Source organism: Streptomyces sp. NPDC005728 (genome assembly GCF_040630895.1).
GTDB lineage: Bacteria > Actinomycetota > Actinomycetes > Streptomycetales > Streptomycetaceae > Streptomyces.
On sequence record NZ_JBEXYL010000039.1, the window covers coordinates 57378 to 83494 of the forward strand.

At 68.4% G+C, this 26117-nt stretch carries 19 protein-coding genes and 2 pseudogenes; 12 read left to right on the forward strand and 9 right to left on the reverse strand.

Going from position 1 to position 26117, the window contains the following annotated elements; translation table 11 throughout:
- Positions 1–21: 21 nt before the first annotated feature.
- The 7 genes and pseudogenes from ABZ471_RS25425 to ABZ471_RS25455 all read left to right on the forward strand — a co-directional run bounded on the left by ABZ471_RS25425 (position 22) and on the right by ABZ471_RS25455 (position 8571).
- Positions 22–1623: a bifunctional 3-(3-hydroxy-phenyl)propionate/3-hydroxycinnamic acid hydroxylase gene (locus ABZ471_RS25425; protein ID WP_359069219.1), complete on the forward strand. Its 1602-nt coding sequence runs from the start codon at positions 22–24 to the stop codon at positions 1621–1623.
- A 71-nt stretch (positions 1624–1694) separates the two neighbouring features.
- Positions 1695–2579: a VOC family protein gene (locus tag ABZ471_RS25430; protein WP_359069220.1), complete on the forward strand. Its 885-nt coding sequence runs from the start codon at positions 1695–1697 to the stop codon at positions 2577–2579.
- Between the two features lie 73 nt (positions 2580–2652).
- Positions 2653–3834 (forward strand): acyl-CoA dehydrogenase family protein, encoded by a 1182-nt coding sequence (locus tag ABZ471_RS25435; RefSeq protein ID WP_359069221.1) that lies wholly within the window; start codon positions 2653–2655, stop codon positions 3832–3834.
- A 4-nt stretch (positions 3835–3838) separates the two neighbouring features.
- Positions 3839–4609, forward strand: a complete 771-nt coding sequence (locus ABZ471_RS25440; RefSeq protein WP_359069222.1) for an enoyl-CoA hydratase/isomerase family protein — start codon at positions 3839–3841, stop codon at positions 4607–4609.
- 283 nt (positions 4610–4892) lie between these two features.
- Positions 4893–5918 (forward strand): NAD(P)H-quinone oxidoreductase, encoded by a 1026-nt coding sequence (locus ABZ471_RS25445; RefSeq protein WP_359069252.1) that lies wholly within the window; start codon positions 4893–4895, stop codon positions 5916–5918.
- 199 nt (positions 5919–6117) lie between these two features.
- Positions 6118–6795: pseudogene (locus ABZ471_RS25450) on the forward strand (PAS domain-containing protein); the annotation flags it as partial.
- 12 nt (positions 6796–6807) lie between these two features.
- Complete coding sequence (locus tag ABZ471_RS25455; RefSeq protein ID WP_359069254.1) at positions 6808–8571, forward strand: SpoIIE family protein phosphatase; 1764 nt, start codon at positions 6808–6810, stop codon at positions 8569–8571.
- 327 nt (positions 8572–8898) lie between these two features.
- On the opposite strand, the gene ABZ471_RS25460 is transcribed toward ABZ471_RS25455, so the two are convergent.
- From ABZ471_RS25460 to ABZ471_RS25500, 9 genes are all read right to left on the reverse strand, one after another.
- The gene (locus ABZ471_RS25460) at positions 8899–9960 is read right to left on the reverse strand and encodes a cytochrome P450 (protein ID WP_359069224.1); all 1062 of its coding nucleotides are present in this window, start codon (positions 9958–9960) and stop codon (positions 8899–8901) included.
- 184 nt (positions 9961–10144) lie between these two features.
- Positions 10145–11158 (reverse strand): alpha/beta hydrolase, encoded by a 1014-nt coding sequence (locus tag ABZ471_RS25465; protein ID WP_359069225.1) that lies wholly within the window; start codon positions 11156–11158, stop codon positions 10145–10147.
- Between the two features lie 29 nt (positions 11159–11187).
- On the reverse strand, positions 11188–11568 hold the full coding sequence (locus tag ABZ471_RS25470) for a YciI family protein (RefSeq protein ID WP_359069227.1): 381 nt from the start codon (positions 11566–11568) through the stop codon (positions 11188–11190).
- A gap of 342 nt (positions 11569–11910) precedes the next feature.
- Positions 11911–12174 carry a hypothetical protein gene (locus ABZ471_RS25475; protein ID WP_359069229.1) on the reverse strand — a complete coding sequence of 88 codons (264 nt, stop codon included), beginning with the start codon at positions 12172–12174 and terminating at the stop codon, positions 11911–11913.
- A 175-nt stretch (positions 12175–12349) separates the two neighbouring features.
- A complete protein-coding gene (locus ABZ471_RS25480; RefSeq protein ID WP_359069231.1) occupies positions 12350–13927 on the reverse strand; it encodes a cation acetate symporter in 1578 nt (525 codons plus the stop codon).
- Positions 13927–14265: a hypothetical protein gene (locus ABZ471_RS25485; protein WP_359069232.1), complete on the reverse strand. Its 339-nt coding sequence runs from the start codon at positions 14263–14265 to the stop codon at positions 13927–13929. Before ABZ471_RS25485 ends, ABZ471_RS25480 begins: the two co-directional genes overlap by 1 nt.
- Before the next feature lie 32 nt (positions 14266–14297).
- Positions 14298–15947, reverse strand: coding sequence for a bifunctional 3-(3-hydroxy-phenyl)propionate/3-hydroxycinnamic acid hydroxylase (locus ABZ471_RS25490; RefSeq protein ID WP_359069234.1), 1650 nt, complete (start codon positions 15945–15947; stop codon positions 14298–14300).
- Between the two features lie 604 nt (positions 15948–16551).
- Positions 16552–17499, reverse strand: a complete 948-nt coding sequence (locus ABZ471_RS25495) for an alpha/beta hydrolase (protein ID WP_359069235.1) — start codon at positions 17497–17499, stop codon at positions 16552–16554.
- Positions 17500–17874: 375 nt separating this feature from the next.
- Entirely contained in the window at positions 17875–18027 is a 153-nt protein-coding gene (locus ABZ471_RS25500) for a hypothetical protein (protein ID WP_359069236.1), read from the reverse strand.
- 253 nt (positions 18028–18280) lie between these two features.
- On the opposite strand from ABZ471_RS25500, the gene ABZ471_RS25505 reads away from it, so the two are divergent.
- From ABZ471_RS25505 to ABZ471_RS25525, 5 genes and pseudogenes are all read left to right on the forward strand, one after another.
- Complete coding sequence (locus ABZ471_RS25505) at positions 18281–19312, forward strand: DUF3068 domain-containing protein (protein WP_359069238.1); 1032 nt, start codon at positions 18281–18283, stop codon at positions 19310–19312.
- A 241-nt stretch (positions 19313–19553) separates the two neighbouring features.
- On the forward strand, positions 19554–20732 hold the full coding sequence (locus ABZ471_RS25510) for a glycosyltransferase family 4 protein (protein WP_359069240.1): 1179 nt from the start codon (positions 19554–19556) through the stop codon (positions 20730–20732).
- Positions 20729–21475 (forward strand): class I SAM-dependent methyltransferase, encoded by a 747-nt coding sequence (locus tag ABZ471_RS25515; RefSeq protein ID WP_359069241.1) that lies wholly within the window; start codon positions 20729–20731, stop codon positions 21473–21475. The genes ABZ471_RS25510 and ABZ471_RS25515 overlap by 4 nt, the downstream gene beginning before the upstream one ends.
- Complete coding sequence (locus ABZ471_RS25520; protein WP_359069242.1) at positions 21466–25782, forward strand: alpha-(1->3)-arabinofuranosyltransferase family protein; 4317 nt, start codon at positions 21466–21468, stop codon at positions 25780–25782. Before ABZ471_RS25515 ends, ABZ471_RS25520 begins: the two co-directional genes overlap by 10 nt.
- Positions 25783–25847: 65 nt before the next feature.
- A pseudogene (locus ABZ471_RS25525) lies at positions 25848–26117 on the forward strand (condensation protein); the annotation flags it as partial.

Below are 26117 nucleotides of genomic sequence, written 5' to 3' on the forward strand. Positions count from 1 at the left end.
GCCGTCACACAGGAGGCGTGGATGATCGAGAACCGGCCCCGGACACGCCGGGCCGAAATCGACGGTGTCCGCGCGGAGGGCGACCACGACGCCGTCGTGGTCGGGGCCGGCCCTGTCGGGCTCGCGGTTGCCTGCCTGCTTGCCGACCAGGACGTCCGCGTGCTGGTGGTCGAGGCTGAGCAGTCCTGCGCCGATGAGCCGCGGGCCGTCAGCCTCGTCGATGAATCGCTACGGACGCTCCAGGCGCTCGGGCTGTCCGAGGAGATCGCGCCGGACCTCGTCTGGAACGCGGCTTCCAGCTACTTCGGACGACGCGGTCAGCCCCTTGTCGTCGTTCAGCCCTCCGCCCCACGGTACGGACACCCGCAGAAGAGCTTCTTCGACCAGCCCGGGCTTCAGCAGGCACTGCTGAAGGGCGCCGAGGGCAGAGGGAACGTCACTCTGGCTTTCGGGTGCCAGGTCTCAGCGCTGCGGCAGGACAAGGCTCACGTCGAGTTGCGGATCACCGGTCCGCGTGGAGAATTCGGTGTCCGGGTCCCGTGGGTCGTCGGGTGCGACGGTGGACGCAGCACAGTGCGCAACCAGCTGGGAATCGATATGGAAGGTTCCTCCCAACAGGAGCCGTGGATCGTTCTCGACGTCGAGAACGACCCGCATGACCAGCGGCGCGCCTCCTTCCACTGCGACCCACGCCGCCCGACGATCATCGTCCCCGGGGCGAACGGCCGCTGTCGCTATGAGTTCATGCTCTTCGACGGGGAGGACAAGGACGAGGTTCTCGCGCACTCGTTCCTTCAGCGGCTCTGTGCTCCGTACCGGATCGGTCTGGAGCCCGGGGAGGTACGCAGGAAGGCCGTCTACGTCGCACACCAGTTGGTGGCCGCCCGGTGGCGCTCGGGGCGGGTCCTGCTGGCCGGCGATGCCGCTCACCTCATGCCGCCGTTCGCCGGCCAGGGTCTGAACACAGGTTTGCGTGACGCGCGGAACCTGTCCTGGAAGCTCGCCGCGGTCGTACACGGCGAGGCCGACCAGTCGCTGCTGGACACCTATGACGCCGAGCGTCGACCCCACGCTGCCGACATGGTGCGTCTGTCCCACCGAATGGGCCGGCTGATCATGACTTCGAGCCGCCACCGCGCCCGCGTCCGCGACGCGCTGTTCGCGGCCGCGAGGTTCGCGCCGCCCGCCAGGCAGTGGCTCGGGTCGATGAAGTGGGTCAAGCCGGCAAAGCTGTCGGCCGGGTTCGTCTGCAACCCGACCAAGGCGGCCGACGTCGGTGACTTCCTTCCCCAGCCCACGGTCATCGACGCACGAGGACACAAACAGCCGCTCGATGACGTGCTCGGACCGGGGTGGGCGCTCATCCAGCTGGACTCGGCCGGCTCATGGCCCGAGGTGGCGGCGTGCTTCGACAAGCTGGGCCCCTCGGTCCTGCGTCTGCTTCCGCCGCACAAGGTGCCGCGCGACGGCCCGGTTCCGGAGTTCGCCGACCTCGATGCCACCGTCGCCGTCGGGACGAGGGCGCCGTTCCTGCTGGTTCGCCCCGACCGCGTACTGGCCTCCGAGCTCCATGCCGACCAGGCACCGGAGGTAGCCGCCGCGCTTCAAGGGCCATGGCTCTAGCGGCGCGGAATCCACGGCCCACAACTCCACCACCGAGCCCGGCGCGGCCGGACAACACAGGGAGACACACAGTGAAGGAAGACCTGCAACTCGGATACCTGGTGATCGACGCGACCGACGTCGGCCACTGGGACACCTTCATGCGGGAAACCATCGGCTTCATGCCGGGAGCCGTGTACGAGGACGGCACCCGCAACTACCGGATGGACTCCTGGCACACCCGCTTCCAGGTTCAGCCCTCCGAACGTGACGACGTGGCCGTCATCGGGCTGGTCGCGCGCACCCCCGAGGTCTTCGACGCACTCCGCGCCCGGGTGGAAGCTGCCGGTGTCGAGGTCCGAGCGGCGGACCAGACCCTGCGCGAACGCCGCACCATGAAGGACCTCGTGCAGTTCGAGGCACCTGGAGGTGTGCACGTCGAGCTCGCCCACTCACCTATTCAGTGCAAGCAGCCGTTCCACTCGGCCACCGTGCCCGACGGGTTCCTCACCGGCCTTCAGGGAATCGGGCACGCCGTGCTGATGGTCGAGGACCTCCAAGAGGCCAAGCACTTCTGGCTCGACGTCCTGGGTTTCGAACTCAGCGACGGGTCCTACGAGGAGACCCCGAACGGCGAGTCGCGTGCCGCCTTCCTCCACTGCAACCGTCGTCACCACTCGATGGCACTCGTCCAGCGGCCCCCGCGGTCCACATACTCCAAGCAGCTGCTGCACTTCATGGTCCAGGCCAACACCATGGATGCCGTCGGGATGGGGTTCGACAGAGCGCTCGACGCGAACTTGCGCATTCCGCGAAGCCTGGGCCGCCACCCGAACGACCGCATGTTCTCCTTCTACGCGACCACGCCCGGCGGTTTCGACTACGAGCTCGGCTGGGGTGCCTTGGAGGTCGACGAGAACTGGGAAGTGGCCGAGTACGACCACATCAGCGCCTGGGGCCACCGCAATCTGGGCTAGCTTCACCGCCTTCGCCGCATCCGACATCACATCCGTCAAGCGCACCGCGCGCACCAGACCATGGGAGAAATCCGTGACCTCGGGAACCGCCGCCCCGATCCTGGCCGGCGATCTGCTCGACATCGACTCCCTCCTCACCGAGGAGGAACGCGCGATTCGCGACACGACCCGCCGATTCGCGGACGACAACATCCGGCCCCACATCGGCCGTTGGTTCGACGAGGGCACCTTTCCCCGTGAACTCGCCGTCGAGTTCGGCAACCTCGGCCTGCTCGGCATGCATCTGGCCGGCTACGAGTGCCCCGGGACGAATGCCATGAGCTACGGCCTTGCCTGCATGGAGCTCGAAGCGGCTGACAGCGGCATCCGCAGCTTCGTCTCGGTCCAAGGGTCGCTGGCCATGTACTCCATCCACCGGTACGGCTCGCAGGAGCAGAAGCTCGAATGGCTGCCCCGGATGGCTGCCGGCCGCGCCATCGGCTGCTTCGGACTCACCGAACCCGACTTCGGGAGCAACCCTGCCGGTATGAGGACCACGGCTCGTCGGGACGGAACCGACTGGATCCTCAACGGTTCGAAGATGTGGATCACCAACGGAGGCATCGCGGACGTCGCGGTTGTCTGGGCGCGAACCGACGAAGGCATACGAGGCTTCGTCGTTCCCACCGGCACTCCAGGATTCTCCGCGGTGGACGTCAAGCGAAAGCTCTCGATGCGCGCCTCCGTGACCTCGGAACTGTCGTTCGACGACGTCCGGCTGCCGCAAGAGGCGATGCTCCCTCACGCACACGGCCTCTCGGGGCCCCTGGGAGCCCTCAACGAGGCCCGGTTCGGCATCGTCTGCGGTGTCGTCGGCGCCGCTCGCGACTGCATCGAATCGGCACAGCGGTACGCCCTGACGCGTGTCCAGTTCGACCGGCCCATCGCCGGATTCCAGCTGACGCAACAGAAGCTGGCGGACATGACGGTCGAGCTCGTCAAGGCGCAACTCCTCGCGGTCCACCTCGGCAGAGCCAAGGACGCCGGCACGCTGACGCCCACCATGATCAGCGTCGGCAAACTCAACAACGTCCGCGAAGCGATCGACATCGCGCGGACCTGCCGCACCATCCTCGGCGGCTCCGGCATCACCACGGAGTACGCGCCGCTGCGCCACGCGAACAACCTCGAGTCGGTCCTCACCTACGAGGGCACCGTCGAGGTACATGCCCTCTCGGTCGGCCGTGCCCTGACCGGCCTCAACGCCTTCACGTGAGCCGATGACCACCGCACGGAGCATCGGACCGACCGATGAAGTAGTGGTCGATGAGTACGACGACCGCGCAGTCCTTCTCCTCAACCGGCCGGGCAAGCGCGACGCCGTCAATCTCGCCATCGACGAAGCGCTCCACGATGTGTGCGCATTTCTCGAGCGCAGCCCTCGGGTACTCCTCATCGGGGGCGTGGGGGCGACCTTCGCGGCAGGCGCGGACGTCGGAGAGCTTGCGCGACGCAGCCATCGAGGCGCCCTCAACGGATGCGTCAACCCTTCCGTATTCGCCCGAGTGCGTTCGCTGCCGATGCCCACGATCGCGCTCGCGGACGGCTACGTACTGGGCACTGGCGCGGAGTTGGCGTACGCCTGCGACTTCCGCCTCGGCACCACCAGGACACGGATCGGCAACCCGGAGGTCAGCCTGGGCAACGCGGCCGCCGCAGGCACGATGTGGCGATTACGGGAACTTGTCGGCGAGCTGCTGGCGAAGGAGATGCTCCTTGCCGGGCGCATGCTCACCCCGATCGAGGCCGCATCCGCGGGCCTGCTCAACAAGGTCGTCGAACCTGAGGATCTCCTCGCCGAGGGACACCACCTCGCGGACAGAATCGCGCTCGGCTCACCGGATGCGGTTCGACGCACCAAGCTCGTTCTCGACTCACACCCCGGTGCGTATCCGGCACTCGACGACGCCGCACAAGCAGTCCGGTCCGGCCCCACGGAGCAGGCCGGGCGGATGCCGGGATTCCTGGAAAGAGGCCGCTCCGGCGGATAGCGGTCCACCCACGCGAGGCACAGTCCACGGCGGCAGCCGGACGGGCTGCGAAGAGGTCGTCGTGGAGGCGCCGGCCTCGCGGCGGATGCGGCAAAGGTGGGCATCCGGCGGCGTCTCGACCGGATGGAGTCCCGGACGGTGATGAGCGGCCAGGACCGGGAGCCGCGAGCCTGAGCCGGCCGCCGCGCGCGACGGTCGATCACACGGATCTGGCCCTCGGGGCCAGGGAGGGATTCTTCGCATGGTGAAAACGGAGTCGGGTCGCGGTGGTCCGGGCCGCTCGATGGGTGCGGTCCTTTGTAACGCGCCAGGTGGGCCCGAGGTCATGAGGTGGCACCAGGCCGAACGGCCCGAAGCGGGCCCGGGCGAAGTGGTTGTGCGGGTGGCCGCGACGGCGGTCAACAGGGCCGACCTGTCCCAGCGGGCAGGCCGTTACCCGGTGCCTCCGGGCACCTCGCCGATTCTCGGATTGGAATGCTCCGGCCGGGTCCACTCCGTCGGCGAAGGCGTCTCGGACGTCGAGGCGGGAACTTCGGTGATGGCGCTGGTGACCGGTGGCGCCTACGCCGAGTACGTCGCCGTTCCGGTTCCTCAGTTGATGCCCATTCCTGCCGGAGTGACGCTGGCCGATGCCGCGAGCCTTCCAGAAGCGTTGTGCACCGTGTACGCGAACCTGGTCATGGATGGTGGCCTGCGCCCCGGTCAATCGGTTCTGGTCCATGGGGGAGGGTCCGGTATCGGCACGATGGCGATTCAGCTCATCCGAGCACTTGGTGCCCGTCCGATGGTGACTGTGGGGTCGGAGCGCAAGGGGGACCTGTGCATGAGCCTTGGAGCGGAGGCCGTCATCAACTATCGGACGCAGGATTTCGTGTCCGAGGTCCGCGACCGGACAGCCGGTGCCGGGGTCGACCTCCTCCTGGACTGCGTCGGTGGGTCGTATCTGTCCAGGAACGTCGAGGCGCTCGCCGACGACGGGACCATGCTCATCATCGGTCTCCAGGGCGGCAACGGTTCCCGGATCGACCTCGGTCCTGTGATGAGGCGGCGCCTGACCGTGCGTGGCTCGACTCTGCGAGCCAGGCCGCCACGGCACAAGGCCGCGATCGTCGACGCGACCGCCCGCGCCCTCACCGGCCTCATCGAGACGGGCCGGATCCGTCCGGTCGTCGACCGGCGGTTCCCCATCGCGCGAGCCGCGGACGCGCACCGGTACGTCGAGTCGGGACAGAACTTCGGCAAGGTGGTCCTGGAAGTCCAGGACACTTCCTCCGATGGCCACCCTGCACACCTGACGGGTGCCGGCTGACGCTGCCTGCGCCCCGACACCGCCGAGCTCGGGCCCCTTGATCTGTGCAGCCAGCGCGGGCACAACATACGACTGACCGATATACTTGAATTCTATTTCATTCTGCCAGAGGGGAGTGCACTCTTCCGCCACGAATTCACCGAAATATGGAAGGTGTGGCATATCCGGGTGGCGAAAGCCGCGGAGCGGATGTGATTGAATGCGCGACACCCAATTCCATGACACCTTCGGCGGTCTCCCCGAACCGGAGGACGAGGTATATGCGACTGTCGACGCAGGCGGTGTGCTGACGGGCTGGAGTCCTGGGGCTCAGCGTCTGCTGGGCTTCAGCGCCAAGGAAGTCTGCGGCCGACTGGGAACCGATCTGCTGCGCATCAGCTCCGAGGGCACCCGGCTTGTGGAGCGGTGCGGGACGGAAAAAGCGACCTTTCTCGGGCGAGCGGTGCTGCGACACCGCGACGGCAGCCGGGTCGAGGCCGCACTGTGGGCGCACCCCCTGGTGTCCGCCGCCGATGAGACGCGCTGGCTGATCCGGGCGGAGAGCACTGACGTCCTGCGTCGGCAGAATCTCGGTCGGGCGCTCCTGAAGGGCCTGTTCACCGAATCACCATTCCATATAGATGTATTCGATTCCGATCTGCGTTTTGTCGCGAAGAACCGGCAACGTTTGAAGGGTTTCGCAGACGAAGATTTCGTCGGGCGCCCGATACGGGAGGTAGCTCCGGCCGATGTGATAGACATGGCCGCTCTGGAGGGCCGGCAGCGACAGGTGATGAGCACCGGTGAGGCACTGGTTGCCACGGAGGTACACGCCCGTTATCCCGACGATCCGGAACGGTACCGAGCCTTCTCGGAAACCATCGTTCCCCTGCGGGGCCAGTCCGGGGAAGTGATCGGACTGGCGCACGCCGTGTTCGAGGTCACCGACCGGGTCAGGGCCCGGGAACGGTTGGTCCTGGTCAACTATGCGAGCACGAAGATCGGCAGCACGCTCGACGTCCTGCACACAGCGCAGGAACTCACCGACGTGGTCGTCCCGGTCTTCGCCGACCACGTCTACGTCAACCTCCTGGATCCTGTGTTCGGAGGCGAGGAGCCGGTGGCCGGGCCGGTCTCCGAGGAGACACCACTACGGCGTGCGGCCAGTTCGAACGTCCCCGAGGGCCCGGCGGAACCGGTGGTCGCCGTCGGGGATGTCGACCCGTTCACTTCCACAGCGGGATCCCTGTTCAGCCGGGCACTGGCCAGTCAAGAGCCACTGCTTCTGACCGGTGAGGAGGTCTGCGCGAAACTCACCGCGGTGGATCCCCACCGCGCAGGTCTGGTGCACGAATACGGAGTCCACTCCTGGCTGCTGGTGCCGATGTTCGCACGGGGCGCCGCACTGGGCGCGGCGGTCTTCATACGCTTCAGAGGCACGCATGGATTCGAGACGGACGATGTCCTGCTGGCCCAGGAACTCGTGGCCCGCGCCGCCGTCTGCATCGACAACGCACGGCGGTACACGCAGGAGCGGACGACTGCGCTGGCGCTTCAGCGCAGTCTGCTCCCCCAGCAGATGCCGGTCCTCGGTGCCGTGGAGGTGGCGGCGCGCTATCTGCCCGCGAGTGGCCACACCGTGCTGGGCGGTGCGTGGTTCGACGTGAACCCGCTGTCCGGCGCGCGGGTGGCCTTGGCGGCAGGGAATGCGGCCGGGCACGGCCTGCACGCGGCGGTGACCATGGGGCGGCTGCGCACCGCGGAGCGGACCCTTGCGGATCTCGACCTGTCGCCCGAGGAACTTCTCACCCGTCTTGACGACCTGGTCAACCGGTTCCCGGAGGAAGGCAGGGCAGAGCCCACCGGTGGAGCCGCCGGGTCTACGTGCGTGTACGCGGTCTTCGACCCCATCACGAGGCGATGCGCCATCGCCCGGGCCGGGCATCCACCGCCGGCGCGGGTGTCCAAGGACGGGAGTGTCGCGTTCCTCGATCCACCCGGCGGCCCTCCCCTCGGCCGTGGCGGAGCCCCTTTCGAGAGCGGCGAGGTGGCCCTGGCCGACGGAGACCTGCTCGTCCTGTACGCCGGAGCCCTGGCCGACACGGAGGATCAGCGCACCGGCACCGGCCCCGCATGGCTGCGCGAGGTGCTCTCCGATTCTCAACTCACCACGCCTGCCGGCCTCGACGACGTCTGTGACACGGTCATCCGCCACATACTCTCGAGCCGCCCGACAGAAGACGCGGCGCTGCTCGTGGCGCGCGTACACGAACTGGCGCCTGACCGTCACATCACCTGGGATCTGCCCGCCGACCCCGAGATCGTGGCCGAAGCACGCACACGCGCGGCCCGGACACTGGCGGAGTGGGGACTGGAGGAACTGGAGTTCACCACAGAGCTGATCGTCAGCGAACTGGTCACCAACGCCATCCGGTACGGCACTCCTCCCCTTCAGCTGCGGCTCATCCGCGACCGCCATCTGATCTGCGAGGTCACCGACAACAGCAGTACCTCGCCCCACATCCGCCGTGCGCTGGAGACCGACGAGGGAGGACGCGGCCTCTACATGGTCGCCCAGCTCGCGCAACTGTGGGGCACCCGCTACCACGCCCGCGGCAAGACCGTCTGGACCGAACAACTCTTCCCCGACGGCTCGGCTGCCCGTGCCTTCTAGCCGCCGGCCGACGGTCATCTGGATCCGGTCGTCTTCCGTCGAAGCGTGTGGAGAAGCCCAGTGGCCGCGTACGGGGTTCCCGTCACGGTGACGTGCCGGGTCCTCCAGCTCGCCGGACATCCCTACCACCGCCGGCCCGGCCGGCCGGTGACCGATGCCGCGCTCGAGGGGCTTCGTGGCCAAAGACGTGCGAAGCCCTCGGCCACGATGCGCTGCCGAAAAACGTCAACGGACCTCTACCAGCGGCTTGCTCCCCCCTCAGCCGGAACGGACATCACCCCACGCACCGCCTTCGCAACCTGAGCCGGCGGTGTCGGGACGAGTGGCTCAGGTCCCCACCTGTCTACGCGGTGGCGCCGGCGCGAACGTCACCGGCAGATGCTCCAGCATGGAGAGTTGGCCATGGAAACGGTGGACCGGTTCGCCCTCGACACTGATGTCCGGAAGGCGATCGATCACGGCTGTCGTCGCGATCCGCAGCTCGGCTCGGGCCAGTGGAGCGCCCACGCAGTAGTGGACGCCGTGCCCGAACCCGAGGTGCATGCTGGAAGAACGCTCGAGATCGAACGCTTCGGGGTGCTCGAAGTGCGCCGGGTCACGGTTCGCGGCGGCATAGTTCACCAGGACGCTGGAACCGCTGCGAATCGTGAGTCCGCTGTAGCGGATGTCCTCGGTCACCACTCGGCGGAACTGGTGGAGCGGGGTGTTCAGGCGAACGGTCTCTTCGATGGCACGGTCAAGCACCTTGGTGTCCGCGGCCACAGCCTTTTTGAGGCCGGGGGTGCCCATCACATGCATGAGGAGACTGGCCAGCGCGGAGACGGTGCTGTGGTGACCGGCGATCATCAGTGAGACGAGCGTGCCGATGATCTCGTCGTCGGTCAGCGGGCGTCCGTCGAGCTCGAGTTTTCCGAGCTCGGTCAGGAAGTCGTCTCTCGGCGCCGCCCTTCGAGCCTCGACCTGGTCCAAGGCGAAGGCGGTGAAGGCGGCGATGGCGTCGCCGTAGGCAGGCGTGCCCGTGCTGTCGGAGACCGCGAGGCCGAGGCGGCGCATCGTGGGAGCGAGTTCCGCTTCGAGGCCGATGAGTGCCGCGATGGCTCGGATGGGGATGGGCTCGGCGTACTCGGTGACAAGGTCGGCCTGACCGGTGCCGCAGAACGAGTCGATGAGTTCCTCGGCCTGCGTCGCGACTTGTTCCTCGAGGGCCTTGCGGGCCGGCGGCGCGAGCAACTTGCGGAACACCGCGCGCCACTGGCCGTGCACGGGCGGGTCGAACTCGATGGGTGGTGCCATCGGCCGGGGCGGACTTGGGAGAAGGATGCCGTCGGCCGAGGTGAATCGTTCCCAGTCACCAGCGGCTTCCTTGACGGCTGCGTAGTCGAGGAGCATGTAGTAGCCGCCGTAGTCGTCGCCGTGCGTGACCGGGCATCGGCCGCGGGCTTCGGCGTAGGCGGAGTAGAGCCTGTCGGTGTGGTCGAAGGCCCGCGGGTTCACGTCCGGCAACTCGCGGTAGGCCTTCTCGGCTGGTTCCCCCTCATTCATATGTGCTCCCCGCTCCTGCCTCGTGTGGCGCTCACCATGCCGTCGTTCCGGTGATGAAGGAGCTGACGGCGTTGCAGTACTCATCAGGTGCTTCCTGAGCCCAGAAGTGGCCGCCGTCCAGGAGTTCGACGCGGCTGCCGGCCGGGAGGTACTGCTCGACGCCTTCGTAGAACTCGTACGGCTGACGGAAGTCGTGCGCGCCTTGCAGGACCAGGACAGGGGCGCGCCATGCGTCGATCAAGCGGGTTCGGCGCTCGATCCACTCAAGACGGAACGACGAGGAGTTGAAGTACCGGGGGACGGCCTCGGCGATGCCGGGATAGGAGAACTCCTGGATGGCGCGGCGCAGTTCGTCGTCGTTGATGTGGTGGTGGGCGCCGTAGGTGTAGGACTCGGCGAGCTTGAGTGCGGGGTCGGCGAGGATGCGGCTGCGGACCGGGTCGGCGAACCGGTGTTCCTGCGGGGAGAGATCCGGGTTGTAGTGGTAGAGGTGCTGCTCGCCACGGACGTAGCGAATGACCCTGTACGGGTCGTTGGCGGCCAGGTAGTCGGCTTGGACGGTGCCCCGGTCGTGGGTCACGAGGTTGATGCGGCCGAGTCCAAGGACGTCGAGGAGCGCGCCGAGTTGGCGGGAGACGCCTTCGTGTCGGTAGTCACCCGGCCGCTTGTCGGACTGGCCGTATCCCTTGAGGTCGATGGCGATGACGCGGTGGGTGGCGGACATCTCGGCCATGGACTGGTGCCACATGTACCAGGAGTCGGGGATGCCGTGGAGGTAGACGATGGGTTCGCCCTCCCCGGCTTCGACGAGGTGCCACGTGAGCATCTCGGCGTCTCCGGGCGCTTCGACGAATCGGTGGGTCATCGAAACGCCGTCGACGACCTCGACCTCGCCGTCGTGGTTCCCCTTCGGCGGTTCGACGGGCCCGAGGGCGTCGACTCGGGCCTGGGCGAGTGAGCTGTCGCCGCTCTTCTCGGGGAGCTGGGCGAGGAGCCGCTTCACCCGGTCGGGGACGGGCGTGTACTCGAGTTCGTCGTAACGCATGGTGAGCCTTTCGGTGGTCTTTGAGCCGCTCAGGCGACGGTGAAGGAGTCCGCGAGGATGTTGAGGGTGAAGGTGATGGACCCTTCGTTGAGCTGCCAGCCGGCGACGGAGTTGGTGCGCAGGCCGTGCTTGGCGAATGGCTCGGTGTCGGCGAGTGCTTGTGCCGCCTGCCGGCTGGGTGCCCGCACGATCGCGAGTCCGGATCCGTCCCAGCCGGTTTCGTCGGCCAGGGCACCGCTGACGAACAGTTGCCCGCTGGACTCCATCTCCTGGAGCCAGAGGAGGTGCTCATGGAGGTGCGGTGTCAGGTACTCGCGGGGGTTCTCGATGCCCTCAGGTGCTTGCATCCGAACGACGTAGAACTGCTGGCGGCGAAGAGCTGCCGAGAGTTCCTGCAGGCTCGTGCTCATGGTGGCGGCGGGTTCCTTTCACGGCGAGGTACATGTGCGCCCGCGGTGACGCGGGTGGCTGGCATCCTGCGCCACAGTGTCAGGATTCGACTTACAGCACAAGAGTCGATTCTCGTATTTCCCGGCTAACCTACCCCCAGGGGTGCGCTATGTGAATTTACATCCGATTTGCCGCTTCACTTTGGAGCGAGGGACCGACAGTGCTGGGCGCGATCTCCCCATGCGGCGCCTCGCACACCTGCCGCGCCCGCACCGGGAGGTCGCATCCGGCGAGACCCCTGCGGCAGGCGTGACTGGTCGCCGTGTGGAGACGCCGGTTCCATGGGGGCGTTGTCCAGGGCGTCACCGACGGCCCGATCGAGACATCGATTCCGGCGTCGTATGCGCAGGTGGATGCCGTCGGCCCACACGCAGATGTCGTCGCCGCCGGACAGGTCCCTCGCTGATCTTCGGGGAGTTGCGGCACCACGGCGGCAGGATCGCCGAGGAGAGCCGCTCGTGCACACCCGTGGCTTCGCCGACCCGCTTGCGCACCACGAGGCGGTGGCCCTTGTCGTCGCGCTCGTCGCCCAACTCGGCCGAATGGGCGCCGACTTCCACCTCCATCGCGGCGGGCGATCACTCGGGAAGTTGCGCCCTCCCGATCCGATCCACAGGATCTGAGCATGGCTCCCGTCCGAGGCGCACGACGCGGCACCCATCACGAGTCCGCCGGGTGCCGCTCCCCTGAGCGAGTGGGTGACCGTGCTCGTCCTCACCGATCACGCCGAGGCAGCGCGTTCTACGTCGTGACGTAGTAGGCATGCTCGCTGGCATGCGGCCGCCGTCGGCGACTGAGCCAACTGCCCACCCAGCCGAGGAGGAACCCGACCGGAACGGAGACCAGACCGATGTTCTGCAGGGGGAACCAGTGGAAGTCCCGTGCGGTGAACAGGGCGTAGGGGCCGCCGGAGACGGCGGGCCCGAAGACTTCGAGGACGGCACAGCACACGAGCGAGCCGTACAGGGTGCACAGGAGACCGATCCGGGTAAAGCCCTTCCAGAAGAGGCTGTAGACCAGCGCCGGGAGAACGGCTGAAGCAGTTATGGCCGCGGCGAATGAGCTCAGGGCCACGATGCTCCACTGGTTGAACAGCACTGCCAGATAGACACAGACCAAGCCGAACACCACAACGGCTACACGTGCCACGTTCACTTCGCGTGTCTCGCTGGTGGCACGCCGCCGGGACATGTGCAGGTAAAGGTCGTGCGTCAGTGATGCCGAGGTGGCCAGCGTGAGCCCGGCCACCGTGCTGAGGGAGGTGACGAACGCGGCGCAGGCCACCATGGTGAACAGCAGTCCGGCGTGGCCGTTGGCGAGGCTGTCGGTGATCAGGAACAGCGTCGTACTGCCGTCCCGGTTGTCCGCAACGATGGTGCCGGCGCCCAACGTCGCCGCCGCGCTCAGACCCAGGATGATCAGGGAAGCGTGAAGCAGCCCGATCACGACGAGAGCGGAGCTGGATGCGCGCCTGGCCGCCGCTCCGTCTCGGGAAGCGCTCACTCGCAGGAGAATGTGGGGATAGACAGCGGACCCCAGGAAGAGCGTGACGCAGAGCGAGGCGAGATCCAGCCTGCCCGTCGTCGTCGGCCCGTATTTCAAGCCTGAGGTGTGAAAGACGCCCGCTCCGCCACTGTGCCTGGCGGCCAGATCCAGCATGTTGTCGAAATTCCAGTGGAAGCGGCTGAGGGCGATGCACGTCACCGCGAGAACCGTTCCGAAGACGACGACCACCTTGACCATCTGAATCATGCTGCTGCCGCGCATGCCACCGAACGCGGCGAACGAGACGATCAACAGTCCGAGGAAGATCGTGCAGACCTCGGCGGCCCCGGGTCTGCTCAGCCCGAGGACGGATGCGCTGACCCGGCCGGCCACAGTGAGCTGAACGACCATCAGTGGCACGCATATCGCCACGGTGATCACCGCGCCCGCAACCCGGGCGGCCCCACCTCCCACACGGCTTTCCAGCATGTCACCGAGGGTGAAACGTCCTGTCTTCCGCAGTGGTTCGGCCAGCAGCACGAGGGCGCCGAGTGCCGCTGCGACGCTGATCGTGACGAGCATGCCGTCGTAGCCGCCGAGGGCAGTTGCTCCCACGGAGCCGAGCAGGGCGGTGATGGGGAAGTAGTCGCCGCACAGGGCCAGGGTGTTTTTCACACTGGACAGTGACCGGTCAGCGGTGAAGAAGTCGGAGATCGTGTCGTTGTTCATGCCAGCGATAAGGCTGAGAAGAAACGAGACGATGATGACCAGCATCAACGCCATCTGGGGCGCGACGGTGCCGGATTCGACGAAGGCCAGGACTTCACCCGACATCACGGCCTCCCCCAGGCGCCGGGCCCGGACCCCTGTATCAGGCCAGGTTGTTCGTCAGCCTGCGGGGCAAGGTGGAACCGGCACGCGCGGTCGTACCACAGGCCTGCCACGATGAGGGTCAGCATGCCGGCGGTCAGCAGCAGCATGCCGAACGTGAACGAGCCGAACACAGAAGTCGCCAGGCGGTCGTTCAGGAAGAGCGCGGCCAGGAGCGGGACGCCGGCAGAGGTCAGGTTGAGTGCGATCAGGCGCGCTCTGAGCTGTCCCTCCGTTTTCATTGGGCGATGCCGGACGACGTGCTCCGACGGGTCGTCTTGCATGTACATGGTGCTGGTCATCTCTCTAGCGGAAGGGTGCAGAACGTCCGGGCTTACGAAATCTGTGAAGCGCCGCGGTGGTGCGGAACAGTCGGTGAAACAAGCTTCGACGGCCTGAACCGCGAACCCGCCGACCGCGGGGCGGGCACGGTCTGTTCGAAGTGCCCATGGGTGGTGCAGAGAAGTGGTGCCCAGGCGGCGGTGTCGAGGAAGCCCCGGCCGCCCGCTGGGACGACGTCCATCACGAACCGGTCGGGGCGCAACAGGACGGCGTCGGCGCGGCCGCGCCGCAGCCAAGCGGCGAGGGTGCCGTCGTCCTGGAGGTCGGCCACCGATAGCGCCTGGAGGCCGAGTCCTCGGGCGAGGGCCTTCAGCGATGGCGAGGGGCAGCCGGCCGTGAGGATGGTGAAGTGGTCACCGAGCACCTCGTCGAGGCGGGTTCGCCGCCCGTCGACGTCGACCCACGGTTGCGGGCAGGGCGTGCCCGCCAGGCGGCCGTACCGTCGATTGCGGCTTCGCACGAGTGGCCCGGCGGACAGCGGCGGGCTCATGTCGCGGCCGGCTGCCTCGGTCAGACCAGGTATACGGCAGGCCAGAGCCAGCAACCTGCGGCGTATGTCGGCGGCACCGTCCTGACCACCGGTCATGGCCCAGCCCATGGCGACGGCAAGTCGGATCACATGCCGTGCGTGCGGCTTGCGTTCGCTCTCGTAGGTGTCCAGCAGCCGTTCGTCAGCGCCCTGTTCGAGGACGCGGGCAAGTTTCCACGTGAGGTTGTAGGCGTCGCGCAACCCCGTGCACAGTCCCTGTCCGATGAACGGCGGGGTCAGGTGGGCCGCGTCGCCGAGGAGAAAGACCCGTCCGCTTCGCCAGCGGCTGGCGATGCGCGCCCGGAAGGTGTACGCCCTTTCACGGATGATCTCGAAGTCCCCGTCGAACGAGGGCGGCATCCAAGGCCGGACCAGGTCCCGGATCGGAAGCTGCTCCTCCCCCTCGCTCAGTCGGAACTCCCAGCGATAGCGGTCCTCGCTGATCCGCATGAAGGTCGCCGGACGGTCCGGGCTGCAGACCTGGTCGACGCCCTCCCAGCACCGGACCTCGGCGGTCGTCCGCACGTCGAGGACGGTCCACCGCTCTTCGAAGCGCAGGTCTTCCCATGCGGCCCCGATGGCTTGGCGGGTGAGGCTGTTCGCGCCGTCGCAACCGAGGACCGCGTCGGCCCACAGGTGATGCTCGCCCTCGTCGTCGCGGTACGTGACGCGCACCGGGCCTTGGGGGTCCGGCCCGATGCCGGTGACCTCCGTCCCGCTTCGCAGTTCGCACTCCGGGTATGGGGCCAGGGTGTCACGCAGCAGTCGCTCCAGCTCGGGTTGCTCGAACATGCTGGTCTGCGGGTAGCCGTGCACACCCTGCCCGGATCGGCGGAACTCGGCCATGACCCGGTGCCGGTTGTCGAGCAGTCGGAGCCCGTTGCCGGGGCGGGCCATCGGGGCGAAGGCCTCGCCGATGCCCATGGCCTGGAGGATCCTGCGCACCTCGTCGTCGGCAACGAGGGCGCGTGGCAGAGGATAGACGTCGTCATGGCGTTCCAGGACGATGCTGCGGACTCCGCGCCGAGCCAGGAGGAGGGCAGAGGTCACGCCCACCGGCCCGGCACCGATGATCACCACGGGGATGTCTGACGTGGTGTGCTTGAGGGTCATGTACGGCTCTTTCGTGAGCTACTTCGCGTACGTGGCGGGCGGCAGCACGGCTGCGACGCTTTTGATCGGCTCCGGCGGGCCGTCGAACGGTGCCGCCGGGGGGACTTGGCCGACTGCGGGTGAATGCAGAGTCCGCCCCGGCAGGGCGATGTCGTGGCTGGTTGCATGCGCCGATCGTCGGCCTCGCGCAGCACGTCGGTGCTCACGAGGCCGTCGCCGTGATCTGGCTCCACAGCCAGCTCCCCATCAGTGGATCACCGGTCAGGACGGGTCCGTATCGCCAACAGGCGGCTCCGTCCGTACCCGTCTCACGCATGGCGCCCTCCGAGCGACTCGTTACTGGGGAAACTATCAGTCTTGTTAAGTCAATCGTCAATAGACAGAACATCGAAACCTGACCGTTTCATCAGTCTTGCGGGATCACGGTGCACGCCACCAGCTCGACAAGCTCGGCCTGAAGACGTCCGACACCGCCGAGCCGGTACGGACAGCCCAACGGCTGTGCCCCCGAGCGGGGAGGCTCGAGGGCACAGCGAGGTTTCGGCACCCCTCCCGACTCGACGGCCGGCGCCGGCGGGGATGAGGTGATCGCGGCAGCCGAACGCTACTTGAGGAATTCGCGGAGTACGGTGACCATTTCCTCGGCGGCTTCGAAGGGCCAGAAGTGGCCGGAGTCGAAGAGGTGCACGCCGCTTCCTTGCGGGAGTTGGGCGATGGCTTCGGGGTCCGTGTAGAACTCGCGCGGCTGGACAGGATCGTCCGCGCCCTGGAGGAGCAGGACGGGGCACTTCCACTGCGGAATGAGCCGGGTACGTCGGTCGATCCATTCCTGACGGAACGACGATGAGTTGAAATAGCGGGGGACGGCGGTGCTGATGCCGTCGTAGCTGAATTCCTGCACGGTGCGGACGAGGTCGGACACCTTCACTTCGCGTTCGCTGAGCATGGAGTAGGCCATGACGACGAAGCGGCGGGCGTCGGCGAGCAGGGACGGGGCGTCGGCGGCGATGAAGAGGTCCTGCTGGGGGTGAAGGTCGGGGTGGAGGTGCCAGAGGTGCTGTTGTCCGCGGCCGTAGCGGATGACGCGTTCTCCCATGCGGGCGACGAGGTGGTCTCCGACGGGGGTCCCTCTGTCGTGCGTGATCAGGCTGAACCGGTCCACATGCAGCTGGTCGAGCAGGGCTTGGAGCTGAATGGCGACCCCCTCCTGACGGAAGTCGCCCGTGCCCTTGGATGACTGGCCGTAGCCCTTGAGGTCGATGGCCAGGCAGCGGTATTCCTTGCCCAGGGCTTCCAGGGCGTAGTGCCACTGCCACCACGAGTCGGGAATGCCGTGGAGGAAAACGACGACGGGGGCATGGGCGGGGCCGCCCTCGACGTAGTGCCAACGCACTGTTTCACAGTCGCCGGGGGCGTCGACGAAGCGGTGGGTGAAAGTGATTTCGCCCAGGCGTTCCTCGTTCCCGTCCGTTTCCGGTACGCGTGGCGGTGTCTCGGGTAGTCCGGCCACGAGTTCATCCACTTTGGCCAGCCTGGTGGCTGCCTCTTCCATCCCGGCGAGGATACGCGTGGGGGGCGTGGTGTATTCGTGCGTAAGCGTGGCTTGTGACATTTTGAAGTCCCTCCAGAATGTCCCGGGTTGCGCGCGGCAGCCCGCCTTGAGTCTCTTGGAAAGTGAGGGAGGGCAGGTCGGGTGTGCGCCCTGTCGCACGGCACGACCTGCTCTCCCTCACTCGGTGGCGGCTCTCGAGAGAACGTCTCGAGCACTCGAAGTGAAGATTTCCTCAAGTTTGATAGAAACACCAAACCGTGGACGCGTCAAGAGGCCTGCCCCAGAGGGCCGACATCACGCTGATCAGGAGCCGGGTCCCGCAAGGCGCAAGGATCGGGACGGCATCCAGGCCGGAGAGTGGTGATCCGCCGAGCTCTACGGTGCCGGCGTGCCGTCCTGGAACGAGACGAGCGGAACGTTGGGCTGCTCAGGCGTGGCGGTGAGCGTCTCGACGATCCCGAGGGACAGGCCGATGGCGAGCGCGACCGCAAAAACGCAGGTCACGAGGGATTTGACGAGCAGGGTCATGAGGCTGTTGCCCTTTCGAACGGCGCAGGACGGCATCGCACGAGCACCGGCCCCGACCGGTTACCGCCGAGTATGGGAAGAGTATTGACACCCGTCAAGACTCCGCTTACGTTCCCTGGCTCAGACGCACCGTTCCCGTTCTGACGCGCTCACCCTGCCGCGCACTGGGCGTCCGGTGATCTTCTCTTTCCCCAGGCTCACCGTTCCCGCCGTGACGGACAGCAGTCTTCCCCTCTGCTCGCAGGGAGTCGCCATGCTCCGCCGTATTCCGCCTTCGTTCGCCCTCGCCGTGCTCGGCTTCGGCGCCTTCCTCCTCGCCCTCGCACCGATGTTCGCGTGGTACGTGGGTCCGCGCATGACACGCACCCCGGCCGACATCAATGTGACGTCGGTACTGACCGGGCGGGGAAGCTACTTCGACATCGACGCGGAAACCACGTTGCACGACCGCACGATCACCCTGACCCAGAGGATTCTGGGCGATGTGCACGCCGGCGCCGGTCACGATGCCGCCGTGTGGGACGTCTCCACGACCATCGACACGCCGAAGACGCTGCCGCTGAAGGACCCACGCAGATCACTTCAGTGGACCGTGGAACGCTGGGTCAGCGATCGCCGCACCAACCTGCCCGTGCACTGCTGCGGGGAGACGCCGTCCTTCGACGCCGACGCCTTCCTGAAGTTCCCCTTCGATGTCCGCAAGCAGACCTACCGCTGGTGGGACAGCACCTTCGGCGCCTCGGTGCCGATGCGCTATTCGAGCACCGCGAAGGTGCTCGGCCACGAGGGTTACCTGTTCACCGGCTCGGTCCAGCCGACCCGAACCGCCACGCGCGAAGTGCCTGGGGTGATCGTCGGTCTCCCGAAACAGGGGCAGGTGCTCGCCGAGCAGTGGTACTCGAACGCCCGGATCGCCCTGGTCGTCGACCAGCGCACCGGAGAGATCATCGACGTGAGCATCGCCCCGAAGGTGACGCTGCGCCAACCCGGTGGCAAGCGGGACGAGGTGACCCTCCTTCGGAGCGAACGGCTGGCCATGACGGACTCGGCCCACCGGGTGGTGGTGGACCGGGCTGTCGCTGACAGCCGCATGCTCCGGCTCGTCGGCACGACCCTGCCGGCGACAGCGGCCGGCGTCGGTGCACCGCTCGCAGCCGTGGGGCTGGCGATGCTGCTGATCCGGGGGAGGTCGTCACTCCAACCACTCGAACCCCCGCCGGGGTTGGCCACTCGGACCGAACGAGTCAGGTCAACCCGGTTTGCCATGCGCGTGCGCAAGTCCTGACGCACAGAGTTCACAAGCTGACGGCTTCCCACGCACCCGTACCGCGACAGCACCCGCACCAGCACCCCCCGATCGCGTCGAGTTGACCAGTGCGCCACGCACGCGCGGCACTCGTCCACCGCGCTCCTCTCCGCAGACCACTCCCACGCGTACCCCGATCGCGTGCTCATGCCGCCGGATACGGCGGAAGTCCCCCTCCTCACCGCCCCCACCCCGTGTCCTGCCATGAGTAGGAGGTCCCATGCCCCAGTACGCCCCTGGTCCAGCCCCCGCTCCCGCGACCGCCCCGCCGGGCGGCCCGGCCGCGTCGTCGGCTCGCCCTCGCGTCGACACCGCCCGCGCCCCGAGGCGCATCGCCTTCCTCGCCCGTCGCGACCTCGGCAACAGCGCGGCCGGCGGCAGTGAACTCCTCATCGACCGCGTCGCCGAGGGGCTCGTGACGGCCGGTCATGACGTCTCGCTCGTGTGCGGCGGACCGGTCACCGCACACCGCGCCTACCGTGTGGTGTCCGCGGGCGGGGACACGGGACATTTCCTGCGCGCCCCTCGGACCTTCAACTACCGGATCGGCGAGACGGACCTGCTCGTCGAGGTCTGCAACGGGATGCCGTATCTCGCGCCCCTGTGGCACCGGGGCCCGGTGCTCTGCCTGGTGAACCACGTCCACACCGATCTGTGGGGGATGCGCTACCCCAAAGCGGCCGCCGCGGTCGGGCGTCGGCTCGAACACTGGGCGCTCTCCGATGTTCACCGGGGAAACCTGGTGATCGCGGTGTCCGGGTCGACCGCGTCGGCCCTCACCCGGATCGGCGTGCCCGAGCACCGGATCAGGCTGGTGCCCAACGGCGTCGAGGAGCCGGACCCGCTCGTCACCAAGTCCCCCGAGCCCCTGTTCCTCACCATGGGGCGGCTCGTCGAGTACAAGCGTGTCGACCTGCTGCTGAGATTGTGGGAACGGGTCCGCCCGGTCACCGGCGGCCGACTGGTGATCGTCGGTGACGGTCCCGAACGGCAGCGACTGGAGGCCCAGGCCGGCCCCGGTGTGGTCTTCGCCGGCCGGGTGTCGGAAGCGGAGAAGCATCAACTGCTGTGCCGGGCATGGCTGTTGCTCCATCCGTCGGCCGTCGAGGGGTGGGGCCTGGTCGTCACGGAGGCCGCGATCCGCGGCACGCCCGCCATCGGCTTCGACATACCGGGGCTGCGCGACTCGGTCCGGGACGGGGTGACGGGAGTGCTGGCCCGCGGCGAGAGCTCCTTCGCCTCCGCCTGGTGCACCCTCGCGCTCGGCGACGGCAAACGCGACCTGATGGGCCGCGCGGCCGCACGCCGCGCCGCCGACTTCACCTGGCACAACACCATCGCCCGGTTCCGCGAGGTGGCCGCCGAGGCCTGCGCGCGAGTCGACGGGGGGCAAGCATGACTCTCGCCACGGCTCCCTTCGCGGACCCGTCGCTGCGCCGCTCGCTCACCCTCTTCCGCGCGTTCCTGCGCGAGCGGACCGATCCCGAACACTGCTACGCGCTCCTCGCCCGCGACTCCGCCGACCAGTTGGAGAAGTACGGCCCGCTGGCCGGCCAGGTCGTGGTGGACGTCGGCGGCGGCAGCGGCCACTTCACCGAGGAGTTCCGGCGCCGGGGCGCCCACGCCTACCTCTTCGAACCCGACCCCGACGAGCTGTCCGCCCGAGGCCACCCGCCTCATCAGGCAGTCCTCGCCGACGGCTACATGCTGCCGCTCGCCGACGGGGTCGCGGACGTCTGCTTCTCCTCCAACGTCCTGGAACACGTCGCCGATCCGCAGACGTTCCTCAGCGAAATGGTCCGGGTGACCCGGCCCGGCGGACTGATCTACGTGTCCTTCACCAACTGGCTCTCACCGTGGGGCGGGCACGAGATGGCCCCCTGGCACTACCTCGGTGCGCGCCGGGCGCGCGAGCGCTACCACCGCCGTACGGGAACCGCGGCGAAGCACACCCTCGGCGAGAACCTCTTCGCCATCCACATCGGCCCCACCCTTCGGCAGGTGCGCCGCCGTGACGACGTGACCGTCCTCTCGGCACGCTCCCGCTACTGGCCCTTCCTGACCGGCGTCGTCACGCGTGTCCCTTGGCTGCGTGAAGTCATCACATGGAACCTTCTCCTCATCCTCCGGCGATGCTCATGAGCGACTCCCCGGCCCTGACACGGCCCGGCCGCCGGCCCGGCACGGGCTCCGCGCGTACCGACGACGCCTGCCGGCCCAGCCGCCCCCGGCCCCGGCCCCGGCCCCGGCGCACGCTCTTCGCCTTCTGGGCGGCCGTCTTCCTGGCTTTCGCCGTCCCGTCCCCGGGCAAGATCACCTTCGAGACCAAGCTCGCCGTGGCCCTCGACCCGTTGCCGTTCCTCGGCGGCCTCGGCCATGTGTGGCAGGCCCAGGCCGGCTTCGGCGGCATCACCGACCAGTACGTCGGCTACTCCTTCCCCTCCCTGCCGTACTACGCGTTGACGCACCTCGTGCACATGCCGGTGTGGCCGGCCGAGCGGCTGTGGCTGTCGATCATCGTCACCACCGCGTTCTGGGGTGCGCTGCGCCTGGCCGAACGGCTCCGCATCGGCACCGATCCGACCCGCTTCCTCGGTGCGGTCGCCTACGCCCTGTGGCCGACCTTCACCATCGTCGTGGGCTCCACCTCGGCCGCCGCGCTGCCGGGCGCCATGCTTCCCTGGGTGCTGCTGCCGCTGACCGCTGCCACCCACAACGCCCGTATCACCGCGGCCCGTTCAGCCGTCCTGGTCCCCTTCATGGGCGGCGTCAACGCTGCCTCCACCCTGGCTTCGCTGCTGCCCGTCGGCCTGTATCTGATCAGTCGGCCGGGCAACGAGCAGCGACGCCGCAAGTGGTCGCTGATCGCCTGGTGGAGCGGGTGCGTGACGCTGGCCACCCTGTGGTGGTCGGTACCGCTCTTCCTGCTGCGGGCCTACGGGGAGAACTTCCTGCCGTACGTCGAGCAGGCGGCCACCACGACCGCGACGATGTCGGCCACCGAGTTCCTGCGCGGCACCGGCAACTGGGTGGCCTACCTGCACTTCGGCCAGGCCTGGCTGCCCGCCGGCTGGACCGTCGCCACCACCGGCCTCGCCGTGCTGTGCTCGGCGTTCGCGGCGGCACTGGGCCTCGGCGGACTGGCCAGGCGCGACCTGCCGGAGCGCCGCTGGCTGGTGCTGACCGCACTGCTGGCCGCCCTCATCGCCCTGCCGGGATACGGGGGTGCGCTGGGCGGCCCGTTCCACGGCACCGTCCAGGTATGGCTGGACGGGCCCCTCAGCCCGTTCCGCAACATCTACAAGTTCCAGCCGGGACTCGCCCTCACGCTCGCCCTCGGCCTGACGCACCTGATGTCAGTGGCGACCGGAAAGCTCGCCGCACGCATCCCGCGTCCCCGTCGACTCGCCCCCGCCCTGGCCGTGCTGCTGGTCCTGCCCGGACTGGCCCTGCCCTACCTCAACGGAACGAGCCTCCAGCCCGGGGCGTTCACCCGGCTGCCCGGCTACTGGGGCGACGCGGCGGACTGGCTGGGCACACACAGTTCACAGGACCGTGCCCTGGTCGTACCGGCCACCGCCCACGGCACCTACACCTGGGGCTCGCCCATCGACGACTCCATGGACGTGCTGGCCAAGTCACCCTGGGCACAACGGGACTTCGTGCCGTTCGGCACTCCGGGCGCACGCCGCACCATGGACGTGGTGCAGCAGGCGCTGGAGAGCGGCGCCCAGGTACCGGGACTGCGCGACTTCCTGGGCCGTGCCGGTCTTCACGCCATCGTCGTCCGCAACGACCTGGACCCCGACCAGCTCGCGTACATCCCGCCGCCCGTCGTGGAGCGCACTCTGGAGGCGTCCGGCTATCGCAAGGTCGCCCAGTTCGGGCCCCTGCTCACCGCCGGCCGCATCCCGGAGAACACTCCCCTTCAGGTGCAGGGGATCTTCCCCCGGCGGCGGGCGGTGGAGATCTACGAACCGGTCGGCGACACCGCCCTGCCCGGCCGAGTGGCCCTGAAGCCGGTTTCCGGCACCGTCGCCGTCAGCGGCGGGCCCGAGGCGCTCCTCCAACTGTCCGCCGAGGACCCGACGCTCGAGAACCGGCCCACCGTGCTCACCGGAGACGACCACCCCGGCCTGACCACACCGTCCGAGCAGATCGTCGCGGACGGACTGCGTCGCGCCGACACACGCTTCGGACTCGTCGACGCCAACACCTCGTACACCTATACCGCCGACGAACGGAACCCTGTCGACAGCCTCCAGGACCCCGGCCAGGCACCCAAGCAGATCCTGCCCACCAGCGGCATGGAGCACCAGACGACCGCCGTGCTGCGTGGTGCCCGCTCGGTGACCGCGTCCAGCAGCGGCAACTGGCTGTTCCAGCTGCCGCAGTACGACCCGGTCAACGCCTTCGACGGCGACCCCCGCACAGCATGGGCCGAGGGCAGCGCCGGCAAGCCCGTGGGCCAGTGGCTGCGCGTCGCCTTCGACGCGCCGACGCGCATCCCGTCGTCGATCTCGGTGACTCCCCTGGCCGGTGACGGCATGCGGGCCGTACCCACCGAGGTGCGGGTGGAATCCGACCGGGGGCGGGCGGACAGCATGGTGGAGCCGAACGGCACGCCGCAGACCGTCGCCGCCCCTGAGGGCACCGCGCGATGGCTGAAGATCACCATCCGCGCGGCCACGCAGCACCGGCCCGGACTGTCCGGCGCCGGGTTCGCCGAGGTGGCCGTTCCCGGAGTCCGGGTCGCCCGGGTGCTCGCACTGCCCGCCGACGCCGACCGGACCCGGGCCACGAGCCGCCTCTACTCGCTGCACCGCACCATCGCGCCGGGCGGCCTGTCCCCGGCCGAGTCCGGACTGCACCGACAGTTCCGGACACCGGAGAAGGGCTCGTACGACGTCACCGTGCGCGCACGAGCCGTACCCGGCGCGGAACTCGACCGGCTCCTCGACCGGACCGAGCCCGCACGGCGCGACCGGATCACCGCCACGGCGGACACCACGAGTCGGCTGAGCGCCGACCTGAGCCCCCGCAACCTCCTGGACGGGGATCTCACCACCGCCTGGATCGCGGGAGACAAGCCTGTCGTCCACCTGCGCTGGCACGGCAGGAAGGCGATCGACGAGATCGTGTTCGGGGCGGCGGGCGGACTGTCCGCGCGGCCCGCCGAGGTCCAGATCCGTACGCCCTACGGATCCACCACAGCTCTCGCCGACGACAACGGAATCTCACGGTTCGACCCGATCACCACCGACCGGATGGACATCACCTTCAGCAAGACGGCGACGACGACCGTGTACAACCCGGTCGCCGACGCCCGGCTCCAACTGCCCGTCGGGCTGAGCGAGATCTACGTCCCGGCTCTGGCGGACCAGCGAACCCCGCAGCCCGACCCGGACGAGCGGTTCTCCCTTCCGTGCGGGAAGGGGCCTTCACTCGTCGTCGACGGCAAGCGGTACGCCACCTCGGTGTCCGGCTCCGTCAGCCGGCTGACGCAACGTACGGAAGTGCCGGTCCGGCTGTGCTCGGGCGCGACCCTCGACCTCGGTCCGGGCACACACCGGGTGGACGCGGACGACGACGGCGCACTCGCGGTCACAGACGTGTCGCTGCGCCAGGAACGGGGCGCGGCCGCGCCGGCCGTCGGTTCCCGCAACGTGAGGGCCGGCACCTGGAACTCCGACGACCGGACCGTTTTCGTCGGCGCGGGTCAGGCGTCGTACCTCCAGACGTACGAGAACGCCAATGCGGGCTGGAAGGCCACCCTGAACGGAAAGGAGCTCGAGCCGCTGCGTATCGACGGCTGGCAGCAGGGCTGGCTGATTCCCGCGGGCCATGGCGGCACGGTCCACCTGGAATACACCCCGGCCCGCGTCTACCAGGCCGGACTCGTCGCCGGCGCGGTGGGCGTGACGGCAGTGGCGGCGCTGGCCTTCGTCCGGCGGCGGCGTGCGGTCCCCGGACAGAGCACTCTCGCCCTGGCCCCGGTCCCGACGTTGCCTCCCCCGCCGGGGCAGTTGCTCGGCACCGTGGTGCTGGCAGGCGTGGTGCTGGCCGCGGCAGGGCCGATGGCGCTGGTCGTGCCTGCCCTGGCCCTCGTGGCCCGATGGCGCTCGCAACTACTGGCTCCGATCGCCGTGACGGCCATGGCCGCCGCCGGTGTCGTGGCGGCGGCGAGGGCCGGTGAACCCGTCACTTTCGGCGCAGGGGCGTTCGGCACCACGGGACAAGCACTGGCTCTGACCGCCCTGTCGGCCGCCCTGGTCACCGCTGACGGGCTCCGTCCCATGAGGCGTTCCGCCAGGAACGCTCCGGCGGAGCCGGCCGAGGACACAGGACCGGACATCCCCACAGCGGACCGGCCCGAGGAACCACTGCCCGGTCAATCAGCACACGGCACGCCCGACGAGCAGCCGGAACAGAAGGACGATCCGACATGACGGCACCCCTCGCATGCGGCCCCCACCGCGATCGCGGTCAGGCCCCCTTGGCACCCGCTCGGCGCATGACGTTCGGACCCGTGGACGAGGTGTCCCGGCACTGGATCAGGGAGTCGGAGCCGGAGACCGTGCACATCGAGGTGCACCTCCCCGGCCGGTTGGAGCCCCGCAGGCTGCGCCAGGCGTTCGCCGAGGCGCTGCGGCGCCACCCTTGCGTACTGAAACGGGAGGCCCCCGGGCGCTGGTACCGGCGGCACTACACATGGGAGGTGACCCAGGACCCGGACACGGACCCCGTCCGCTTCCCGCCTCCCGGTCCGGACGCTCTCGCCCTG

Bases quoted from the DNA above. Each gene is read 5' to 3' on its own strand.
- ABZ471_RS25520 (WP_359069242.1), top strand. From the start codon at position 21,466: ATGCTCATGAGCGACTCCCCGGCCCTGACACGGCCCGGCCGCCGGCCC.
- ABZ471_RS25475 (WP_359069229.1), bottom strand. From the start codon at position 12,174: ATGGAGGTGGAAGTCGGCGCCCATTCGGCCGAGTTGGGCGACGAGCGC.
- ABZ471_RS25480 (WP_359069231.1), bottom strand. From the start codon at position 13,927: ATGTCGGGTGAAGTCCTGGCCTTCGTCGAATCCGGCACCGTCGCGCCC.
- ABZ471_RS25470 (WP_359069227.1), bottom strand. From the start codon at position 11,568: ATGAGCACGAGCCTGCAGGAACTCTCGGCAGCTCTTCGCCGCCAGCAG.
- ABZ471_RS25445 (WP_359069252.1), top strand. From the start codon at position 4,893: ATGGGTGCGGTCCTTTGTAACGCGCCAGGTGGGCCCGAGGTCATGAGG.
- ABZ471_RS25510 (WP_359069240.1), top strand. From the start codon at position 19,554: ATGCCCCAGTACGCCCCTGGTCCAGCCCCCGCTCCCGCGACCGCCCCG.
- ABZ471_RS25500 (WP_359069236.1), bottom strand. From the start codon at position 18,027: ATGACCCTGCTCGTCAAATCCCTCGTGACCTGCGTTTTTGCGGTCGCG.
- ABZ471_RS25495 (WP_359069235.1), bottom strand. From the start codon at position 17,499: ATGGAAGAGGCAGCCACCAGGCTGGCCAAAGTGGATGAACTCGTGGCC.
- ABZ471_RS25485 (WP_359069232.1), bottom strand. From the start codon at position 14,265: ATGACCAGCACCATGTACATGCAAGACGACCCGTCGGAGCACGTCGTC.
- ABZ471_RS25440 (WP_359069222.1), top strand. From the start codon at position 3,839: ATGACCACCGCACGGAGCATCGGACCGACCGATGAAGTAGTGGTCGAT.
- ABZ471_RS25515 (WP_359069241.1), top strand. From the start codon at position 20,729: ATGACTCTCGCCACGGCTCCCTTCGCGGACCCGTCGCTGCGCCGCTCG.
- ABZ471_RS25425 (WP_359069219.1), top strand. From the start codon at position 22: ATGATCGAGAACCGGCCCCGGACACGCCGGGCCGAAATCGACGGTGTC.
- ABZ471_RS25505 (WP_359069238.1), top strand. From the start codon at position 18,281: ATGCTCCGCCGTATTCCGCCTTCGTTCGCCCTCGCCGTGCTCGGCTTC.
- ABZ471_RS25460 (WP_359069224.1), bottom strand. From the start codon at position 9,960: ATGCTCCTCGACTACGCAGCCGTCAAGGAAGCCGCTGGTGACTGGGAA.
- ABZ471_RS25465 (WP_359069225.1), bottom strand. From the start codon at position 11,158: ATGCGTTACGACGAACTCGAGTACACGCCCGTCCCCGACCGGGTGAAG.
- ABZ471_RS25490 (WP_359069234.1), bottom strand. From the start codon at position 15,947: ATGACCCTCAAGCACACCACGTCAGACATCCCCGTGGTGATCATCGGT.